12 protein-coding genes and 1 tRNA gene are annotated in these 18,900 nt (G+C 51.3%); 7 read left to right on the top strand and 6 right to left on the bottom strand.

From position 1 onward, the window contains the following. The first annotated feature begins 17 nt into the window (after positions 1-17). The 3 genes from K2H17_RS10185 to K2H17_RS10175 all read left to right on the top strand — a co-directional run bounded on the left by K2H17_RS10185 (position 18) and on the right by K2H17_RS10175 (position 4,025). Positions 18-1,307 carry a hypothetical protein gene (locus K2H17_RS10185; protein WP_300134430.1) on the top strand — a complete coding sequence of 430 codons (1,290 nt, stop codon included), beginning with the start codon at positions 18-20 and terminating at the stop codon, positions 1,305-1,307. Between the two features lie 221 nt (positions 1,308-1,528). Next, a complete protein-coding gene (locus K2H17_RS10180) occupies positions 1,529-3,400 on the top strand; it encodes a tetratricopeptide repeat-containing sensor histidine kinase (protein ID WP_300134427.1) in 1,872 nt (623 codons plus the stop codon). 31 nt (positions 3,401-3,431) lie between these two features. Next, positions 3,432-4,025, top strand: a complete 594-nt coding sequence (locus K2H17_RS10175) for a response regulator transcription factor (protein ID WP_300134423.1) — start codon at positions 3,432-3,434, stop codon at positions 4,023-4,025. Positions 4,026-4,096: 71 nt separating this feature from the next. Here K2H17_RS10175 and K2H17_RS10170 read toward each other — a convergent pair whose 3' ends face one another. From K2H17_RS10170 to K2H17_RS10145, 6 genes are all read right to left on the bottom strand, one after another. Then, a complete protein-coding gene (locus tag K2H17_RS10170; RefSeq protein ID WP_300134420.1) occupies positions 4,097-4,414 on the bottom strand; it encodes a hypothetical protein in 318 nt (105 codons plus the stop codon). A gap of 353 nt (positions 4,415-4,767) precedes the next feature. Then, entirely contained in the window at positions 4,768-5,229 is a 462-nt protein-coding gene (locus K2H17_RS10165; RefSeq protein ID WP_300134417.1) for a GNAT family N-acetyltransferase, read from the bottom strand. Between the two features lie 8 nt (positions 5,230-5,237). Beyond that, positions 5,238-5,849 carry a DJ-1/PfpI family protein gene (locus K2H17_RS10160; protein ID WP_300134414.1) on the bottom strand — a complete coding sequence of 204 codons (612 nt, stop codon included), beginning with the start codon at positions 5,847-5,849 and terminating at the stop codon, positions 5,238-5,240. Positions 5,850-6,046: 197 nt separating this feature from the next. Beyond that, entirely contained in the window at positions 6,047-7,813 is a 1,767-nt protein-coding gene (locus K2H17_RS10155; protein ID WP_300134411.1) for a RagB/SusD family nutrient uptake outer membrane protein, read from the bottom strand. A 33-nt stretch (positions 7,814-7,846) separates the two neighbouring features. Then, positions 7,847-10,900, bottom strand: coding sequence for a TonB-dependent receptor (locus K2H17_RS10150; RefSeq protein ID WP_300134408.1), 3,054 nt, complete (start codon positions 10,898-10,900; stop codon positions 7,847-7,849). A gap of 207 nt (positions 10,901-11,107) precedes the next feature. Next, a complete protein-coding gene (locus K2H17_RS10145; protein WP_300134406.1) occupies positions 11,108-13,837 on the bottom strand; it encodes a substrate-binding domain-containing protein in 2,730 nt (909 codons plus the stop codon). 256 nt (positions 13,838-14,093) lie between these two features. Between K2H17_RS10145 and K2H17_RS10140 the strand changes: the two genes are divergently transcribed. The 4 genes from K2H17_RS10140 to K2H17_RS10125 all read left to right on the top strand — a co-directional run bounded on the left by K2H17_RS10140 (position 14,094) and on the right by K2H17_RS10125 (position 18,590). Further along, the gene (locus tag K2H17_RS10140; RefSeq protein ID WP_300134403.1) at positions 14,094-15,929 is read left to right on the top strand and encodes a DUF4980 domain-containing protein; all 1,836 of its coding nucleotides are present in this window, start codon (positions 14,094-14,096) and stop codon (positions 15,927-15,929) included. A gap of 12 nt (positions 15,930-15,941) precedes the next feature. Continuing rightward, on the top strand, positions 15,942-17,129 hold the full coding sequence (locus K2H17_RS10135; protein WP_300134400.1) for an MFS transporter: 1,188 nt from the start codon (positions 15,942-15,944) through the stop codon (positions 17,127-17,129). A 9-nt stretch (positions 17,130-17,138) separates the two neighbouring features. Then, complete coding sequence (locus K2H17_RS10130) at positions 17,139-18,017, top strand: carbohydrate kinase (protein ID WP_300134398.1); 879 nt, start codon at positions 17,139-17,141, stop codon at positions 18,015-18,017. Positions 18,018-18,517: 500 nt separating this feature from the next. Beyond that, positions 18,518-18,590: transfer RNA gene (locus K2H17_RS10125), tRNA-Phe, on the top strand. Positions 18,591-18,900: the final 310 nt, after the last annotated feature.

Below are 18,900 nucleotides of genomic sequence, written 5' to 3'. Positions count from 1 at the left end.
CATTTTTATACGTTGTTTTGATCGTAGCGACCGCTTTCCTGAGACAGAGCTGCGCGGCCCGGTGTCTTGACACTGAACTAAGGCCACTTTATGTCGCAGACCAGGAAAGCGGTTTTATTAAAGCCGACAGTCTTGGCATCATCCATCCGCTTGTTGATTTTGAGGATGATATAGAAAATAAGAACTGGGATAAAATATTCAAGGACATAGAGGCTACGAAAAAACTTTTTCCCGGTGATGATGCTGCCGATTTCTATCTGATGCGGACATATTTTGAACAAGGTGAGACAGATCTCTTCATCAATCTTCTTGCACAGCTTGCCGTAACCTATCCGGATGACGAGGACATAAATGGATATGTCCAACATTTTTCCGCCCGATATCCGCAGCAGCTTCTTGATGCAGTCAGTAGAAATGTCGATGAAATCGCTCCTTGTGAAGAAGAGCGAAAATCACGGGCTCTTTTTATAGTTGCAGAACTGCTGAGAGTCAACGGGCGTTTTCGCGATAGTCTCGAACTGCTCAGGAGCCTTCAGGAGCGCTATCCGAATCTCGAAGATCTTAAATGGAAAGTTGTCAACTCTTATCTGAGTTCAGACCAAGATGAAAAGGCTTTCGATGCGCTTCATGTATTTGATGATGACGAAGATATAACTGACAGTTATGGCTATATTCTGAGCCGGAGTATTATCTTACGACGTCTTCATGGGCCTCAGGCTGCCGTCGATTATATGATGGAGACATGGATTTATGATTATTATGACAGTAATACGCAAGACTTTCTGATGACGTCCCATCTGCTTAACGGGGAGTATGAAAAAGTGATTGACATGACCACCGTTCTGATCGACAGTATCCAAAGAATTTTTGATGATGTCGGCAATCCGCTTTGCTATACTCATTATGATTCACTTAAAAGCCTGGAGGCATATATGTTGTTCCGCAGAGGAGAAGCAGCATGGTTTGCAGGACGGACAGAGGAGTTTGTTGGTGATCTCAGGTTATTAGCAGCCCCGGAACAGAAGACCGTCAATTTCGGAATCTACTGCATGGCAAAAATTCTGCTTGGAGAGCATAAAGAGATAAGGGAGATGATTGAAGCCGGTCCTTCTAATTGGGATGAGGACTTTCTTGCATCATGTTATGCAATGATGGGAGACATCGACACTGCTTTTATATATCTTGAAAAGGCATATAGGAATTTTAAATATACTCCACAAAGGAGCAAAACAGATATTCAGCATAAGACTTTGGTTGCCAATCCGCGGTTTGCGGAAGTGTGCCGGACCTTTGCTCCTCAGATTTGAGTTTGGGTGTGAGAATTCGTAATTGTATAAAATATATTACCCTTGAAGATCGGTCTGTTCATCAAAAAAAAGTATTTTTAATCATTTATGTCTGATAAATAGCCTATAAATCTATAATACTAAAGATTTTTTAGTACCTTTATAGCCGCAAAATATGAAGTGGGAAAGCGCACTTTTGCAGTGGGCCTTCCCCACTTTTGTAGAAAATGATGCACATAGCCATGAAACAACACGATTGTAACCTGACTCAAATCCTTGTCATAATATTCTGCCAGTTATTATTCACACCTCTTTTTGCCGCCGACGGTAATACCGTCAGCTCGTTTCAGCGGGCTGAGGACCTTATTGGCGAAGGCAAGCTGGATGAGGCCCAGCAGATTTTCGATTCGATTTTTGCATTGCCTGATTTTGCCGATGACACGATGTATGTGCGGGTGCTCGTCGAGCAATCCTCTCTCTATATGTGCAGGGGTGACCGCAAAGCCGCGAAAGAAGCCGCTCTTAAGGCTGTGGAGTATATAGGGACCGGAGGTGACCAGATTGTCTATACGAGTCTGTGGAACAATCTCGGAGTCATCTACAACAGGGAGGACAACGCCGATTCGGCTCTCTGCTGCTATGTCAGAGCGCTTGAACATGCGAATCTTTCGGCCGATCCGTCATGGATGGCTGCGGCAGAACTCAATATCGGGATGCTCTATTTCAACCGCAAGGAATATGAAAAGTCGCTCGTCTATTTCTGCAATGCCGTAAGAAATGCAGACAAGGCTGACGACGGCTACACACAATTGCTTGGCTCGCAGCTCCACGCTTCGGCCTGCCTGAAACTCGGACAGCTTGACGAGGGCGAGAAGTCAATCAGAAGAGCATGGGCATTGGCTCTTGAAAGCGAAGATCCGGTGCTTCAGTTAAGATGTATTCCGGCCTTATGCACACTTTATGATCTGCGGAACGTTCAGGATTCGGTTGCCGCGTATATTGAAACCGGTGACAGGCTTCTGGCTGATGTGCCACCGAATTCATCGAGCGCCACCGGCTTCGTCTCTCAGAAAATTTCATGGCTGATGGCATCCGAGGACTATAAGAAAGCCCTTCCGCTGATCCGCTCGCAGATGGAGTCTCCGATGGCTCCTCCGCGCAATGAGTTATATCTGCTTCTTGCCCGCTGTCTGCGAGCTCTCGGACGGACTTCAGAGGCTTATGAGATGCTCGACTCGGCGCGGATCTGGAGTGATACGATCGCAGCCCGCGGGGCTGCACGGTCGCTCGCCGAGTTCGATGTCCGCTATGGAGTGATGCAGAAGGAACTGGCTAACCGTCAGCTTTCAAATGAACTTCTGCGCAGTCAGCGGATCATATTGTGGATCGCCTTGTCAGTGGCTGTGATGCTCATTGTCGCACTCCTTCTTGACAGCAAGCGCCGTAAAATGAAAAAGCGGCTCGACATGGAGCGAAAGGAGAAGGAACTGGCAAGTTCCCGCCGCTATATCGACGGGATGGAGGAAGAACGGCGCTATTTTGCCCGCGAGCTTCATGACGGGATTGCCGCTGACCTTCTGGCAATGAGGATGCAGATGGACACGGCTTCGGCTGAGGTTACAGCCGAGACAGCAGACCGTATCCGCAATTCTGTCCGTGCGATCTCTCACCGGCTGATGCCTCCCGAACTGGTTGATGCTGATCTTGCCGAGGCAATGGCCGGCTATGTGGCTATGCTCAACCATGATACTGAGATTCCGGGCGGAAACCGGCCCGCTATCGGTTTTGTATCCGAAGGTGACACTTCGGTCATAAGAGTTGACAAAGCAATGGAACTCTATCGCATAATGCAGGAGGAACTGTCGAACATATTGCGCCATTCAGGGGCTTCGCATGTCGATGTGACTCTGGTGTGCAAAAAGCATTTCATCGCGCTTGAGATCGACCATGACGGGACTGCGCCCCCGGAGGTAGACGCGGGTGTCATGTCCAAAGGGATCGGTCTGCGCACCATCCAGGACCGTGTCAAGATTCTCGGCGCTGAAATTACTCGCGGTTCGGTCGGCCCGACAGTGTTCACACGGATCACAATAGAGATCTTATCCGGCGAGTGAGAGTTTTTTTTAACAACCTCTGAAAATCAGAATGGCAAAAACTGTTATTATTGAGGATCATCCGCTCGTAGCGGAGAGCATCGCAGCCAAAGTGGCCGGGACCCTCTCCGGCGAGTGTATAATAGCCCACAGTATCGACGAACTGAAGATGACACCTGCGGAATTTAGTCAGGTCGGGCTTTGGATTGTTGATCTTGAACTCGGCAAGACTTCGGCCTGGAATTTCATAGAGATGATACGGGCGGATTTCCCGGCTTCTGAAGTGCTGGTCTACACCATGCACGATTCTCACTGGATAGGCACACGGATAAGAAAGGCCGGAGTGAGGCTTGCGGTTTCAAAAGCGGATCCCGTCAGCGAACTGGATGCCGCTCTGTGTGCATTTCGTGACGGAGAATGCTATTACAGTCTGTCTTTCGCCGATCGTGACTATTTCTCACCGAACTTCACCCCAAGGGAACTCGATGTGCTGAGGCTCATAACCGGAGGCATGAGCACCTCTCAGGCTGCACAGAATCTCGGAGTTACGGAAAACACAGTGCTGACCTACCGTAAGAACCTCATGGAAAAATTCGGTGTCCACAAACTCTCCGACCTTATCACCCTTTCACGCGGACTCCTGTGACCGCAGGGCCGGAATTTACCCGGCCCCGGATCATCCGATGACGATGACTTTCGACGTCAGTCTCCGTAGGGTCAGAATGTGAGGAGCAGACCTTTGTTCCGGCGGAGAGCGTCTTCGTAGAGGCTGCAAAGATCATCGTAGGCTTCCATCCAGTCCTCCGGATCGGCCTCATACAGCAGGTCTTCAGGTTCGGCATTCTCGGCTTCGTCTCTGTTGTCTCTCAGGCCTTCCAGAATCTCTGCGACTTCGCTGCTGTCAATGATGCCGAGACCCTGCATGCCGGGATTCACGATAACATCCTCGATCTCGACTTCCCAGCCTGTGACGGGCAGTTCACCCTCTTCGAATACATCAAGTTCTTTGATCACCTCATTCACGGCATCCCACATTTCGCCCAGACCGCGGTCGTCCTCGACATCGTAGCAGGCGGTGAGCAGAATGTCGAAATAGACCTGAAGTGTAAGCTCGCCGAATTCACTTTCCCAGTCTTCGTCCAGCCCGCAACCGGTGTAGGGCGATTGCAGTTCGTCAAGATGGTCGCAGATATCCTGATGTGCGACCTGAGCTGATGCTGTCCTTCATGACAGGTTCTATCTCGGCGTGAAATTTGTCGGTGTCAAAAATGAACGCTTTGTGTTCCATGCTCATAATTTAGGTGAATTTTTTAATGGGTGGTGTACTTGTTGTTGTTAAACAACCTCTAAAACCTCAGGGCGCATTTTTCTGATGATCATTTTGACTGTTACTCCGGACGCAGATTCAATTGATAGACCCTTGATTTCTCGCCCCAGGGATGATAACAATCACCTAAATGCCTGAAACCGAACTTTTCATAATATCCGATATGGTCAGTGCAGAGGTTCAATGTCTTGAATCCAAATGATACGGCGTCATTGGCGGCATAGTCGATCAGTCTTTTTCCGAGATTGTGTCCCCTGAAGTCTTCTTCAATATAAAGGGCCACGAACCAGGGATAGAGGTCCATGCGCGAGTTGAAATCGTTTGTCGCGAGCCCTGCGCATCCGGCAATCCGGTCTCCATCTGTCAACAGATACCATTGTGGGAGGGGATTTTCCGCATTCAGGCAATTGCGCATACAGTCGTCATAAACCGGTCGGGACTCGTCGGAGGCCCATTTGTCCTGAAAATACCGGATGGCCTGTTCAAGGTATTCCGAAGAGCGGCGCAAAGATATAATTTCCATAGGCGGTTCTATTCTCCGGCAAAAAGCGCGCAGAAGCCCTGACGGTTAAACTGATAGTACATCTCGATGCGTTCCGGGGTGTCGTTTTCAAGCATCAGCAGTAGCTCTTTGGCAAATTCAAGAGTCGCAGAGCCGTTGGCTGTCACTATGTTTTTGTCGCTGACAGCCTGGGCATTGACATATCCGGCGGGATTTGTATAGTTGTCGCCTCCCCAGATTCTGAGTTGCTCGATGCCGTTGCCGGTGTGTCTGACATCGTTGAGAAATCCGTGTTTGGCCAGGAATGACGCCCCGTTGCAGATCGCTCCGACTATTTTGCCGTTTTCAACCGCTTTCCTGACAATCGGCAGCACTTGTCCGGCAACAGGAGTGGTCCAGCCGAAGCCTCCGATCAGCACCAATGCGGCATAGTCGTCAGGCATTGTGTCGAATGAGTAGTCCGGCAGAGTGCGGAAACCGCCGATTGATCTGACCGGATCCAAGGTCGGTGCTACAACTTTATTGACATACTTGGGATTTTCCTTCAAGGCATATTCATCGGATGCGATGGCCTGGGAAAGATATACGATCTCATGCGCGGCATAGTCCGGCAGGAGGATATAGAGAATTTCATTGTTCATAATTCGATCTTGCCGACACAGTCGATTGCAAAAACAATCCTTCCCGGTGTCTTTTTTTGAGGTTTTTGCAAAGATAGCGATTTCCATCAAAAAAATGAAGTGAACGCTAAAGCCTGAATCCTGACTTCAGCGTTCACTCCTTCTATATATCCACTTCTTTTACCTGAAATAATCTTTTTTACCTTAAAGAAATATGATCAGAATGACGGATAACCTGGGTTCTGTACGTAAATGCCGCCGGAGAAATTGTACTGGGCCACGGGGATTGGGAAATATTCCTCGCCGGTCTCAAAGGAGGCGTTCTGATAATAGATGCGGTTGTCTTTTTCTGCGGCGAAGTAGTTGTTCATCGTTTCCTTGGCAATGCCCCAGCGGACCAGATCAAAGAAGCGTTCGCCTTCCATCGCTTTTTCGAGACGCATCTCCGTGCGGAGTGCCCGGCGGGCATATTCCTGATTCCAGCCTGACGAGGGATAAAGTCCGATTTTGTAGTTGGCGGCATAGCTGTCGGGGTTGTTGAAGTCCTTGACATAGGCGCTGTTCATTGCGCGCGAACGCACACGGTTGATCAGCACGCGGGCTTCGTCGAGGTCTTCTCCAAGTTCGATGAGGGCTTCGGCCTTGTAGAGCAGGAGGTCGGCATAGCGGATGATCTGCCAGTTCAGAGCCGATGCACCCCAGGGCCATCCCTGTGTGGCGTCAGGAGATTCGGGCGAGAGCCAGAATCGTTTGGTGTTGTTATAGCCGTAGGTATCGCTGTTGCGCACCCAGAGACCGCAGGGCTTTTCGGAGTAAGTCTTGTAGCGTATTGTCGGACGGCCGATCACGAAGTCAAGACGCGGATCGACGTTGCCGTCGACATTGCCGAGAGAGTAGGAGCCGTCCTGGCTGAAAACAACCTGGCTGTAATCCGGACGGTTCTGATAGTCGAAGAGCGGAAGACCGTCGGCATCGGTCTGGTAGGCGTTTATGAGGTCCTGCGAAGGGAGGAAGAAGCCGTCGCCCTGCCAGGGGCAGCCGGGACCTGTCATTGAATTGAGCAGCATGCTCCAGTTGATGCGTCCGACACCGCTTGAGCCGTCATCTTTCGAAAACTGGATGGCAAACACAGATTCCAGGCCGTTTTCATATTCGAGGAGGTCAAGCTGCTGGAAATCGGCGAGGAGGTCATAGCCCTGAATCCGGTCAATCAGGCTGACAACTTCCCGGAGCAGCGGTTTGTTGATGTTGACAACGGCGTTGGTCTGCGGGTCCTGTTCGTAGGCCTGATAGAGTTTCACTTTGGCTGCGTAGGCGAGTGCGATGCGGCGGTTGATACGTCCGATTTCTGTCTGGGTGTCAGGCAGGTTTCCGGCAGCTTCGAGGAGATCCGCCGCGATGCGGCCGAGGTGTTCCTCACGGGTGAACTCATTGTTGGGGACTTTCTGATAATCCGTTTCCGGCATGTCGATATCCATGTAGGGGATGCGGTTGAAGAGGCGTACAAGTTCGAAATACCAGTGGTCACGGATGACGCGGACCTCGGAAATGCGTATGTCTTTTTCCTTGATGATGCTCTCGTCTACTTTGCGGAGAGCGCGTATCGCGGAGTTACAGCGGGAGATGCCGCAATAGACATTGAACCATTTCCCGTCGAGGAAACCGTTGTTGGGCTGGATTCTGGCGGTCTCCATGTCATGTATTTCCCAGGCATCAGTCTCGCCGCCGCCACCTTTGTAGGCATTGTCGGCACGGACTTCGCCATAGCTCCAGTTGGTCACCGGAAACCAGTGGGGATCGTTGGAGTCGGCATAGCGGCAGCCGAAAGTAGCGTATGCGCCGTTGACAAGGAGGTCAACAGCCTCCGGATTGTTCATGTTGCCCTCCGAGAGCGGGCCCTGAGGTTTGTTTTCAAGAAAATCATCGCTGCAAGCATTGAGAGAAAGTCCGATGAGGGCAGCTGACATTATATTTTTGAGTTTCATTTTATTCGAGATTTAAGAGTGTGTTTATTATGGTCAGAAACCAAACTGTATGCCGAATGTGTACTGGCGGGGAAGAGCATAGGGGTAGCCGAGACCTTCGGGATCAGCGCCGCTGTAATTTGTCAGAGTGAACACGTTCTGTGCCTGGAAATACACGCGGGCGTTCTTGAGGCTGAGTTTCTGCTGGATTCCCTTTGGCAGCGTATAGCCGAGCGAGAGGGATTTCAGACGGATGAAAGAACCGTCCTCGATGTAGTATTCTGAACTTTCGTTCTCGTTGTTGGAGTTGTCGACAGATGGGGCCGGGACATCAGAGCCATAGTAGCCTGTCTGGAGATATCTGTCATAGGCTTTGGCAGCTCCAAGAAGCTGGGTGCCGTGGTTGCCTGTCCAGAGGGGGAAGAAGTCGGTATAGTATTTGGAATTGTTCCATGCGTCGCGGATGATGCTGTTGAAGAAGAGGCTGAGGTCAAATCCTTTCCAGTTGGCGCCGAGATTGAGGCCGAACTGGGCTTTGGGAAGATCGGTGCCGAGCCATGTGCGGTCGCGGTCATTGATTTCGCCGTCACCGTTGGCATCGACATAGCGGATACGGCCTACCGCCGGATTGCCGAAGCTGACACGATATTTTTCCTTGTAGGCGTCGACCTCTTCCTGGGTGCGGAAGATTCCGTCGGTCCTGTAACCCATCCAGGAGCCGAGCGGCTGTCCGACGATGCTCTTGTCGCGCCCGTTGCCGCCTCCCCAGGTGTAGTAGATGTCCTCCATCAGTCCCGTGACTTCGTTTTTCATCGCGGTGACGTTGAGTCCGATGTTGTAACTGAAGTCCTTGTTGAGCGACTGGCGCCATTCTGCGGTGATCTCGACACCCTTGTTGACCATCGAGCCGCCGTTGTACCAGCAGTAGCCGCCTTCACCGATAGTAGCAATGTAGGGTTTCTCCACAAGCATGTCGTTGGTCTTCTTGTGGAAGTAGTCAAACGAAAGCGAGAGGCGGCTGTTGAGCAGCGAGGCGTCGAAGCCAACGTTTGTCTGATAGGTCTTTTCCCATGTGAGATCCGGGTTTGTGCTGCGCGAGCGGAGAGCGCCGGGTGAGAGTGTGTTGCCGCCACCGACCGCATAGGCCGCACGGTCAAGGTCCATTGCGTACTTGGCATAAAACGCATCGTTTGCAATGATGTCGTTGCCGTTGACACCGTAAGCGCCGCGGATTTTCAGGTCGCTGAGCCAGCTGCGTGTGCTTTCCATGAAATTTTCCTGCGAAATGCGCCATCCGGCGGATACCGATGGGAACCAGTCGTAGTTGTGTTCGGTCGAGAGACGTGATGAGGCATCGCGGCGCAGGGTGAAAGAAACGAGATATTTATTGTCCCATGTGTAGTTGACTTTGCCGAATAGGGAGAACATCGAGTAGTTCGAGGCTCCGGAGCCGGTGTTTTTGTTGGTGGTGACGTTGCCGAGATACAGATAATTCGGATCTTCGATCTCAAGGCCCTTGCCTTCGCCGAACATGTCCTCGAAATGATTGCGCTTGGCCTCGATGCCGAGGAGTGCCATCAGGGAATTCCTGCCGAAGTCGATGTTGTACTGTGCGGTGTTTGTCCAGACCCAGTCTGTTGTCTTGCCTGAGTACTGATAGAGTCTGTTGGTGTTGTCGCGGAGATTGGCCGGGGTGAACACCTTGTCATTGCCGTTGTAGTAGTTGATGCCGAAGTTGGTCTTGACGATAAGGTTTCTGACAGGTTCGACCGAGAGATAGGCGTTTCCGAACACTCGCCAGTATTCATGTTTGTTTGTACCTTCCTCGTCGATCTGACGCATGATGTTGGGAGTGTCATTGAGGCCGAAAGCCACCTGGTCGTTATAGTTGCCCTCAGAGTCATAGACGGTGCGGGCGGGGTGCATCTTGATTGCGTTTTCCTCGATTCCGCCGGGAGCGTTGTGCTGACGCCACCAGTTGACGGTCACGTTTCCTCCTGCCCGCAGGCGGTTGTTGATGAATCCGTAGTCAGAGCTGAAACGGGCGTTGGCCTTCTGGAAATCCGAGCCTTTGATGATGCCGTCATGGTCGAGCCAGCTGAGCGAGAGTGATGACGATCCGTTCTCGTCGCCTTTGGAAAGACCGATGCTGTATGTCTGCATCAGGGCTGTGCGGTGGATTTCTTTTTCCCAGTCTGTATTCTGCGGGTTGACAAGAACACCGTTGAGGTTGGGATAGGCCTGAAGCACAGGAGTGGCGCCGCTGCCATAGAGTTCGGATACCGGAGTTTTTCCGTAGGAATACTTGTAGGCTGACCAGTAGACATCGCCCCACTGGTCGGCGTTGAGCATGTCAAGACCGCTCCGGTAGGTCTGGAGAGTGAGAGTCGCATCGAATGTCACGCGGCATTCTCCCTTTTTCGCGCGCTTGGTGGTGATGATGATCACACCGTTGGCAGCCTGTGCGCCGTAGATCGAGGCCGAGGCTGCATCCTTGAGCACCTGGATCGACTCGACGTCGTTGCTGTTGAGAATTGTGCCGGGGTTCTCACGGGTCATGACACCGTCGATCACATAGAGAGGGCCGTTGGCTTCGCCGCGGAATGACGAAGCTCCACGGATAGAGGTCCCGGTGCTGAGTCCGCCGGGTGTTCCGTCAGTGGTGATGTTCATACCTGCCACTCGGCCTTGCAGAGCCTGGAGCACGTTGCCGGTCGGTGTGTCCGACACATCTTTCATCTTTACTACGGAGACCGAACCGGTGAGGTCTGATTTCTTTTCAGCCGAGTAGCCGACAACCACAACCTCATCCAGCACTTCGCTGTTTTCTTCGAGGCGGACTGTCAGTTCGGGCTGTGCCTCGACAGTCGCGGATACATATCCCACATAAGAAACGGTCAGCTTTGAACCGGCAGGGACCGTGAGTGTGAACCGGCCGTCGACATCGGTGGATGCGCCGGTCTTTGTTGTTTCGGACAATACTGATGCTCCGATCAGGGGTTCATCATCGGTTTTCGAAATTACCGTTCCTTGCACAGTGATATTTTGTGCTTGTGCGCCGATGACTGCCAATAACAGAAATAGCGCCAACAGAATTGATTTTTTCATGTCTATTATGATTGGTAAGATTTTCTGGCACAAAGTTATTATTGAATAGGACTTTGCGCCTACAACAGATGTCGCATCGGATATTAAAATCCGGTCAATGCGCGAATTTTAATACATTAAGCAACATTTGTGATATCCGTTACCGGCTGTGTGTCCGGTGATGTTGTATCCCTACAACATGCGGGACTATGGCGGATGACTGCGCCGTCAGTTAGCGGCGAGCCGTTCGCGGAGTTCGGAGGGCGTTTCGCCGAACGATTCCTTGTAGCAGCGGGTGAAATAGGCCGGTGCCGAGAAGCCGACTTCATAAGCGATCTCGCTGATGGTCTTCTGGGTTGTGGCAAGCAGTTCGCGTGAGCGTTTCAGACGCAGATTGCGCAACAGTTCCACCGGGGTATAGTTGGTGAGAGCTTTGATCTTGCGGTAGAACTGCGAGCGTCCGAGTCCCATTTTCGACGCGAGTTGGTCGACATTGAGTTCCGGATTGCCCATCTCGGCGGAAACGATTTCAAGAAAGCGGGCATAAAATTCGTTTTCGATGTCTGATCCTGCTGTCGGGGCAGGTGCCGGTATTGTCGCCGGTCTGGCGTTTTCCTGCGGACTCGGTGCCAATGGTGTGCCGGAGTTCGCCCACAGGTTCTTGATCCGTCTGCGGTTTTCAATCAGATTCTTGCAGCGGGATTTCAGCACGGCAGTGTTGAATGGCTTTGCCACATAGGCATCGGCTCCGCTTTCGTAGCCCTGGGCGCGCTGCTCGTCCATCGAACATGCGGTCAGAAGCAGCACAGGAATGTGGGAGGTTGAAATCTCGTCTTTGATCCGACGGCAGCATTCCAGTCCGTCCATCACCGGCATCATGACATCACAGACAATCAGGTCGGGGACATATTTTGCGGCAAGATGTATGCCCTCCTTGCCGTTTGCGGCGAAAATAACCGTGTAGTCATCGCCGAGAAGCTCTCCGATCATCTTGCGTATGTCCTCGTTGTCGTCAATCACCAGCAGCAGCGGCTTTTCGGCGTCAAGATAGCGGCTGTCAAGTTCGATTTCTCCGAGTTCGACGTCAACTTCATTCCGGCCAATCGCCTTAGGAGCGGCTGGTTCCGCTGTGTCTGCCACATGGCATACCGGGATCACGACCGTGAATTTCGACCCTGATCCGAGCTTGCTTTCGACAGCGATGGTGCCGCCGTGAAGCTCGACAAAGGCCTTGGCGAGCGACAGTCCGATGCCTGATCCGTTGGGATGTATCTTGTCAACCTGATAGAAGCGGTCGAAAATGTTGCTCAGATCCTCTTCGGCTATGCCGCGACCTGAATCTTCGACGGAGAAAATGAGTTCATTCCCGCGGATTTCAGTCGCAAACGTTATGCGACCGTTGTCCGGGGTGTATTTGAACGCATTGGACATCAGATTGAAAAACACACGCTCGATTTTCTCGGTGTCAAGTGCAAGCGAGAAGTCGTCAGCGATATCAATGCCGACAGAGAGTCTGATGTCACGCTTGCGGGCAATGGCGTGGAATGATTCGGCCCAGTCCATCACGAGAGTGGCGAAACGCACTTCCGAGAGGCTGACGTCGAGTTTGCCGTTTTCATATTTGCGGAAATCAAGGATCTGGTTGATCAGACGGCGGAGGATCCTGACGTTCTTGTTGGCAATCTTCATCAGGACGTTCTGCTGCGGGGTCAGGTTCGTGGCATTGACAAGCTGCTCGACAGGTTCGGCAATGAGAGTCAGCGGAGTGCGCAGGTCGTGTGATACGTTGGTGAAAAATACGAGCTTGGACTGTGTGGCTGCGTTGAGCTGCTCGTTGAGAGCCTTCTGCGCGTCGCGCTGCTCTTCAAGGAGCCGGTTCTGCTCCATGAGCTGACGCTGATGGCGCTGACGCTGCCAGAATGTGCGCAACAGCAGAAACAGGACTCCTACAAGCAGTATGAGAATGGCGACAGAGGCATAGAACAGGGTGGTCTGGGCTGAATGACGGCTCCAGAAATCATCGACCTGGCCTTTTAGCACCTTGATCTTTGCAGTCTCTTCTTTCAGCGATTCATTTTGCAGAAGAAGTATGTCAGCATTGGTGATATCGACCGGCGAGGAGACAGGCAGGGTCACGATCCGCTCGAATGGCTCACCGTTGAGGACGGCCAAGGCGGTGCGGATGAGGCGGTAGCCCTCTGTCGGATAGAGAAATGTGGCGTCGATCACGCTGTCGGCCACTGCCTTTATGCCAATTTCAGGAGCAGCGTCGATGCCGATGGTTTTTATGTTCAATCCGCGCTTACGGGCAACTTCCGATGCGGCGATCGCCATGCGGTCGTTGTGGGCATAGACCATGTCGGCATCCGGATAGAGATTGAAAAGCGAGTCAGCCGCCTGAGCTGCGGCATCGTAGTCCCAATTGCCGTGGGCCGAGGCCAGGAGTGTCAGGCCTTCGTCAGCGGCGCCTTCTGCAAATCCGTCGTGACGCTCTATGGCAGGGGTGGAACCTTCCAGTCCATAGATTTCAAGAACTTTGCCTCCTTCGCCGATGAGATGGCGGGCATAGTGGGCGGCAGATTTGCCTATGCGGAAATTGTCGGCTCCCTGAAAGGCTGTGTAGGTGTCGCCGTTTATGTTGCGGTCAAAAACTATCACCGGGATTCCTGACTCATAGACTTCTTTTATAATAGGTGTGATCGCTTCAGCCTCGTTTGGCGCGGCGATGATGATGTCGAAGCCGTTGTCACGGAAATATGATATGTCGGCGATCTGTTTGGCGTTGTTGTCATCGGCTGAGCGGATTTCGACAGTGGCCTCTGGATGAAACATAATCTCGCGGTTGATCTCATCGTTCATCTTCATGCGCCAGTCATCCTGGCTACACTGAGAGACGCCGATGCGGTATTGCTTTTTCTCCTGACATGAAGAACTGACAAGCAACGAGATTATAAGCAAGATGTATATGCAAAACCGGTTCATTTCGATTTAAGGGTTATCCACATTTATATAAAAGTATATAAAGGCTGTTCGGTCAGTTTAGTGTTATCTCTTGCAAAGATAATGACAATATTATGAAAAACAGAGACTTTGCTTGTAAATTTCGGACCATGCAACATTTGTGATATCTAATGACCAAATTTTAATACCGGCAGTTGACAATAGTTTGTAGATTTGCAGTGTCAAATCAATACAATTATAAGTGACGTTTTATATGAAGACTTTATCACATATCTCGATGTCGGTTCTCACAGCCGCATCACTCCTGTCCGGGGGACTGACTGCCTTGGCCGGAAACGGTGTCGAAATCGAACACCTCGGCACAAACAACACGCTTGTCAGAGTGACCGGCGATGGCAAATATCTGATTCTGCCTGTCCAGGAATCAAACGACGAGGCGAATGTCAATGTGATCGTCGACGGGAAGCTCGACCGCACGCTCAGTGTGCGTCTTGCCAAGTCGAAGGTTGACTATACCGTTCCCCTCGATCTCAAAAGGTATGCGGGAAAAAAGGTGGTCCTCAATATCATCACCTCTCAAGGCCGCTCGTCGGTGCGCGAGGCCAAGGAGGACGCATGCTGGAATAATTTCACCGTCACCGACAGTTTCGACACCGCAAACCGTGAGAAGTTCCGCCCGGTGTATCATCATACTCCTCTCTATGGCTGGATGAATGACCCGAACGGAATGTTTTACAAAGACGGTGTCTGGCACCTTGCCTTTCAATGGAACCCATACGGGTCAAAATGGCAGAATCTTTCGTGGGGCCAGTCTACGAGCCGCGATCTCATCCATTGGGAAACCCAGCCCGAAGCTGTACTTGAACCTGACGGTCTCGGCATGATTTTCAGCGGCAGTTCCGCCATCGACCGGGAAAACAGCGCCGGTTTCGGCAAGGATGCTGTCATTGCCATGTACACTTCGGCTGCCGCAAGCCAGATTCAAAGCCTTGCGTGGAGCGACGACGGAGGTTATACATATAATGTGTATCCCGGCAATCCGGTGCTCACGCTCGAAAGCGAGGCGCGCGATCCGAATATGTTCTGGAATCCCGAAACCAAAGAATGGACTCTTGTGCTTGCCCATGCTCTTGATCATGAAATGCTCATATTCACTTCGCCCGACATGAAAGAGTGGACTCTCCGAAGCAGTTTCGGCAAGGGACTCGGCGCTCAGGATGGAGTCTGGGAGTGCCCCGATCTTTTTGAACTTAGCGTAAAGGGGAGCGGAGAGAAGAAGTGGGTGCTTCTCTGCAATCTTAACCCCGGAGGCATATTCGGCGGCAGCGCTACCCAGTATTTTGTCGGAGATTTCGACGGTCGGACTTTCACCCCCGATCTCGATGCCGATGGTAAGGTGCCGACAAAGTGGCTCGACTACGGTAAGGACCATTATGCTACGGTCAGCTTCAGCGATGCGCCCGACGGACGGCGCACGGTCATCGGCTGGATGAGCAACTGGCAGTATGCTCCGGAAGTTCCGACCATGCAGTATCGGAGTGCCAACACACTTCCACGTGAGATGGGTCTTTTCCGTGGAAATGACGGACAGCTTTATGTCTCGTCGACTCCTTCGCCCGAAATCGAGGCCATCAGAGGAAAGGTTTTCAAAGCTGTGGCCGGTGTGAGAGTAGGGGAGAAAGCGCAGCGCTATGCCATCCCTGAAATCTGCGAGATCCTGATGACAATAGATCCTGCAAAAGCCGGTTCGGTCAGCATTGCTCTTTCAAATGCGGCAGGCGAACATGTCGATATGGTCTATGACGTTGCTGGCGGCAAGCTGTCATTTGACCGCCGCGAAAGCGGAATCGTTGATTTCAGTCAGGATTTTCCGGCTGTCACCTATGCTCCGGTCCACTCGGCTGACGGAAAGATCAGCCTCAGGATATTCATCGACCGCTCAAGCGTCGAGGTGTTCGAACGCGAAGGACGTTTCGTGATGACCAATCTCGTATTCCCCAACGCTCCTTATTCCACTCTTTCAGTCAGGGCCGATGGTGGCAAAGCCAAAGTTTCAGACCTTAGAATCTATACCATAAACGAAAAATAATATATTTGAAAAATGGATGTGACACAAACATTAGCCACGGATAAGAAAAGCACGATTCTTCAGATAGCACCTGTGATGCTGTGCTTTTTCGCAATGGGATTTGTAGACCTTGTCGGGACGGCCTCAAACTATGTTCAGAAGGATCTCGGACTGACCGACTCGCAAGCCAACCTCTTTCCCTCGTTAGTATTCTTCTGGTTCCTGATCTTCTCGGTGCCGACTGGCATGCTGATGAACCGGATCGGACGCAAAAAGACCGTAATGGTCAGCCTCGTTGTGACGGCAGTCTCGCTCGTGCTTCCAATCACCGGAGACAGCTACTCCACAATGCTCCTGTCGTTCTCGCTGCTTGGAATCGGCAACGCCATCATGCAGACGTCGCTCAATCCGCTCGTCACCAACCTTATCAGCGGCAACAGACTTGCCTCGACCCTCACTTTCGGGCAGTTTGTCAAGGCGATCGCATCTTTCCTCGCCCCGATCATTGCGGCGTGGGGCGCTACGACCTATCTTCCGACTTTCGGTCTCGGATGGCGCGCGCTTTTTGTGATCTATGCCGTCATCAGCCTTCTGTCGATCTCGGCGCTCGGCGCTACTCCCATCGAGGAGGAGCGACCCGACAAGGCTTCGGGAATCGGTGAGTGTCTGAAACTCCTGGGCCGCCCCTTCGTGCTCCTCTGCTTCATCGGCATCATCTGTCACGTGGGGATCGACGTCGGCACCAATACTACCGCGCCAAAAATCATCATGGAACGCCTCGGCCTTCCTCTCGAAGAAGCTGGATTTGCGACAAGCGTCTATTTTATCTTCCGCACTGCCGGTTCATTTCTCGGCGCTTTCATACTCCGCTCGATCTCCTCGAAACTGTTTTTCGGAATCAGTGTGATCATGATGCTCGTCGCTATGGGGATGCTTTTCGTCTGCGAGACAAGCACTCAGATCTATGTGGCTCTCGCTCTCATCGGCTTTGGCAATTCAAATATATTTCCGATCGTGTTCTCTCAGGCTCTTGTCTATTCACCCGATAAGAAAAACGAAGTGTCGGGCCTGATGATCATGGGACTCTTCGGCGGCACAATTTTCCCTCTCGCTATGGGCTATGCAGCCGATGCCGTCGGCCAGATCGGTGCCGTGGCGGTAATGACAGTCGGTGTCATCTATCTCCTCTATTATACACTCAAAATCAAGACCATTAAATAAGTGAAAATCATGAAAGACATTGTAGTCGGAATGGGAGAGGCCCTGTGGGATGTCCTCCCCGAAGGGAAAAAAATCGGTGGTGCTCCCGCCAACTTCGCATATCACGTTTCGCAGTTCGGACTTCCCAGCTGTGTGGTCAGTGCTGTCGGCGACGACGCCCTTGGCAAGGAAATCATTGAGAATTTTACCTCCAAAGATCTTAACCACCTGATTGAGACTGTACCTTATCCGACCGGCACCGTGCAGGTGGAAATCGACCAGGCCGGAATACCGCAATATGAAATCAAAGAGAATGTGGCCTGGGATAACATTCCATATACCGCTCGGCTCGAATCGCTTGCGGAGTGTACAAAAGCCGTATGTTTCGGGTCGCTCGCGCAGAGAAACATAGTTTCACGCACCACCATCAACCGTTTTCTCGATGCCATGCCTCAGACGGACGACAGCCTTGTTGTCTTCGATGTCAACCTGCGTCAGGGATTCTACAACAAAGAGATTCTCTGCAATTCGATGAAGCGTTGCAACATTCTGAAGATCAATGATGAGGAACTTGTGACCGTAAGCCGCATGTTTGGCTATCCAGGCATAGATCTTCAGGACAAGTGCTGGATTCTTCTGGGTAAATATAATCTCAAGATGCTCATTCTCACCTGCGGTATCAACGGGAGCTACGTGTTCACACCCGGCAACGTCTCCTTCCAGCCGACTCCAAAAGTGGAAGTTGCCGACACGGTAGGCGCCGGCGACAGCTTCACCGCAGCCTTCATTGCAAGTATCCTTAAAGGCCGGTCAGTAGCCCAGGCCCACGCCCTTGCCGTTCAGGCTTCAGCCTTCGTCTGCACTCAGAAAGGCGCCATGCCCCTGCTTCCGGCAGAACTGACGGCTTGAACCACAGATGGTTGAATTGCAATCCGCATAAGTTCTTATAAATTTATCAATCAGACAATCAGATGTTTGGCTTAATGCCGGACATCTGATTGTTTTAACATAATAGATCTGCCGGGAGTAAAGATCATAGTGCATAAATGCCCGGATCCACAGATTTTGCCAGTGTCGGGTGAGAGTAGGCTTGCCGGTTGAATGCTGAGGCCCTCGGTTTTCTCATCCAAAAGCAGATTTATTCAGGCAGATTCCTAATTTGGCACTTGACGGATGGACCTGCAAAAAATCGCAAAGCAGAAAAATCAACAGCCGACCGATTCAACAGCCGATCGAGAGAAAGCTCAAATTCGCTACTCCAATAACCGGATTTTCAGTTATTTCCGCTAATATTGCATTTCTCCTTGGACTCTACCCGAACGGGAAAATTTATTTTTGTTTGAAAAAACATCGCAAAAAATTTGCACGATAAAAAAAAAGTCCCTACCTTTGCAACGCAAAACAAAAACGGTGCCATAGCTCAGTTGGTAGAGCAAAGGACTGAAAATCCTTGTGTCCCCGGTTCGATTCCTGGTGGCACCACTTAGAAGAAAAGCAAAAGACAGTAAAATCCTGATTTCCAAACGAAATCGGGATTTTTTATTTTCCGAGAGGACGCAAAAAACGGCAGAATATTACCGTTATTGGTGTTCCAAAAGGTGGAGCAAAAGAGGTGGAGCGTAAATCTCCACCGAATAAGATTACTTCTCTCTGATTTGCAACATTTTGCGTATCAAGAAAGCGTGCATGGTTTCCTACTTTTGTACAACGAAAAACGGGTCAGCGGATTTTTCCGGTGGGCGGAGGTGATGTCGGAGTATAGTGTTATCTTTGCAAAATGAAACCAGACCAG

The organism is Duncaniella sp. (assembly GCF_029054785.1).
Classification (GTDB): Bacteria; Bacteroidota; Bacteroidia; order Bacteroidales; family Muribaculaceae; genus Duncaniella.
The sequence above is the reverse complement of the archived record's forward strand: the minus strand, read 5'-3'. Positions and strand labels throughout refer to the sequence as shown.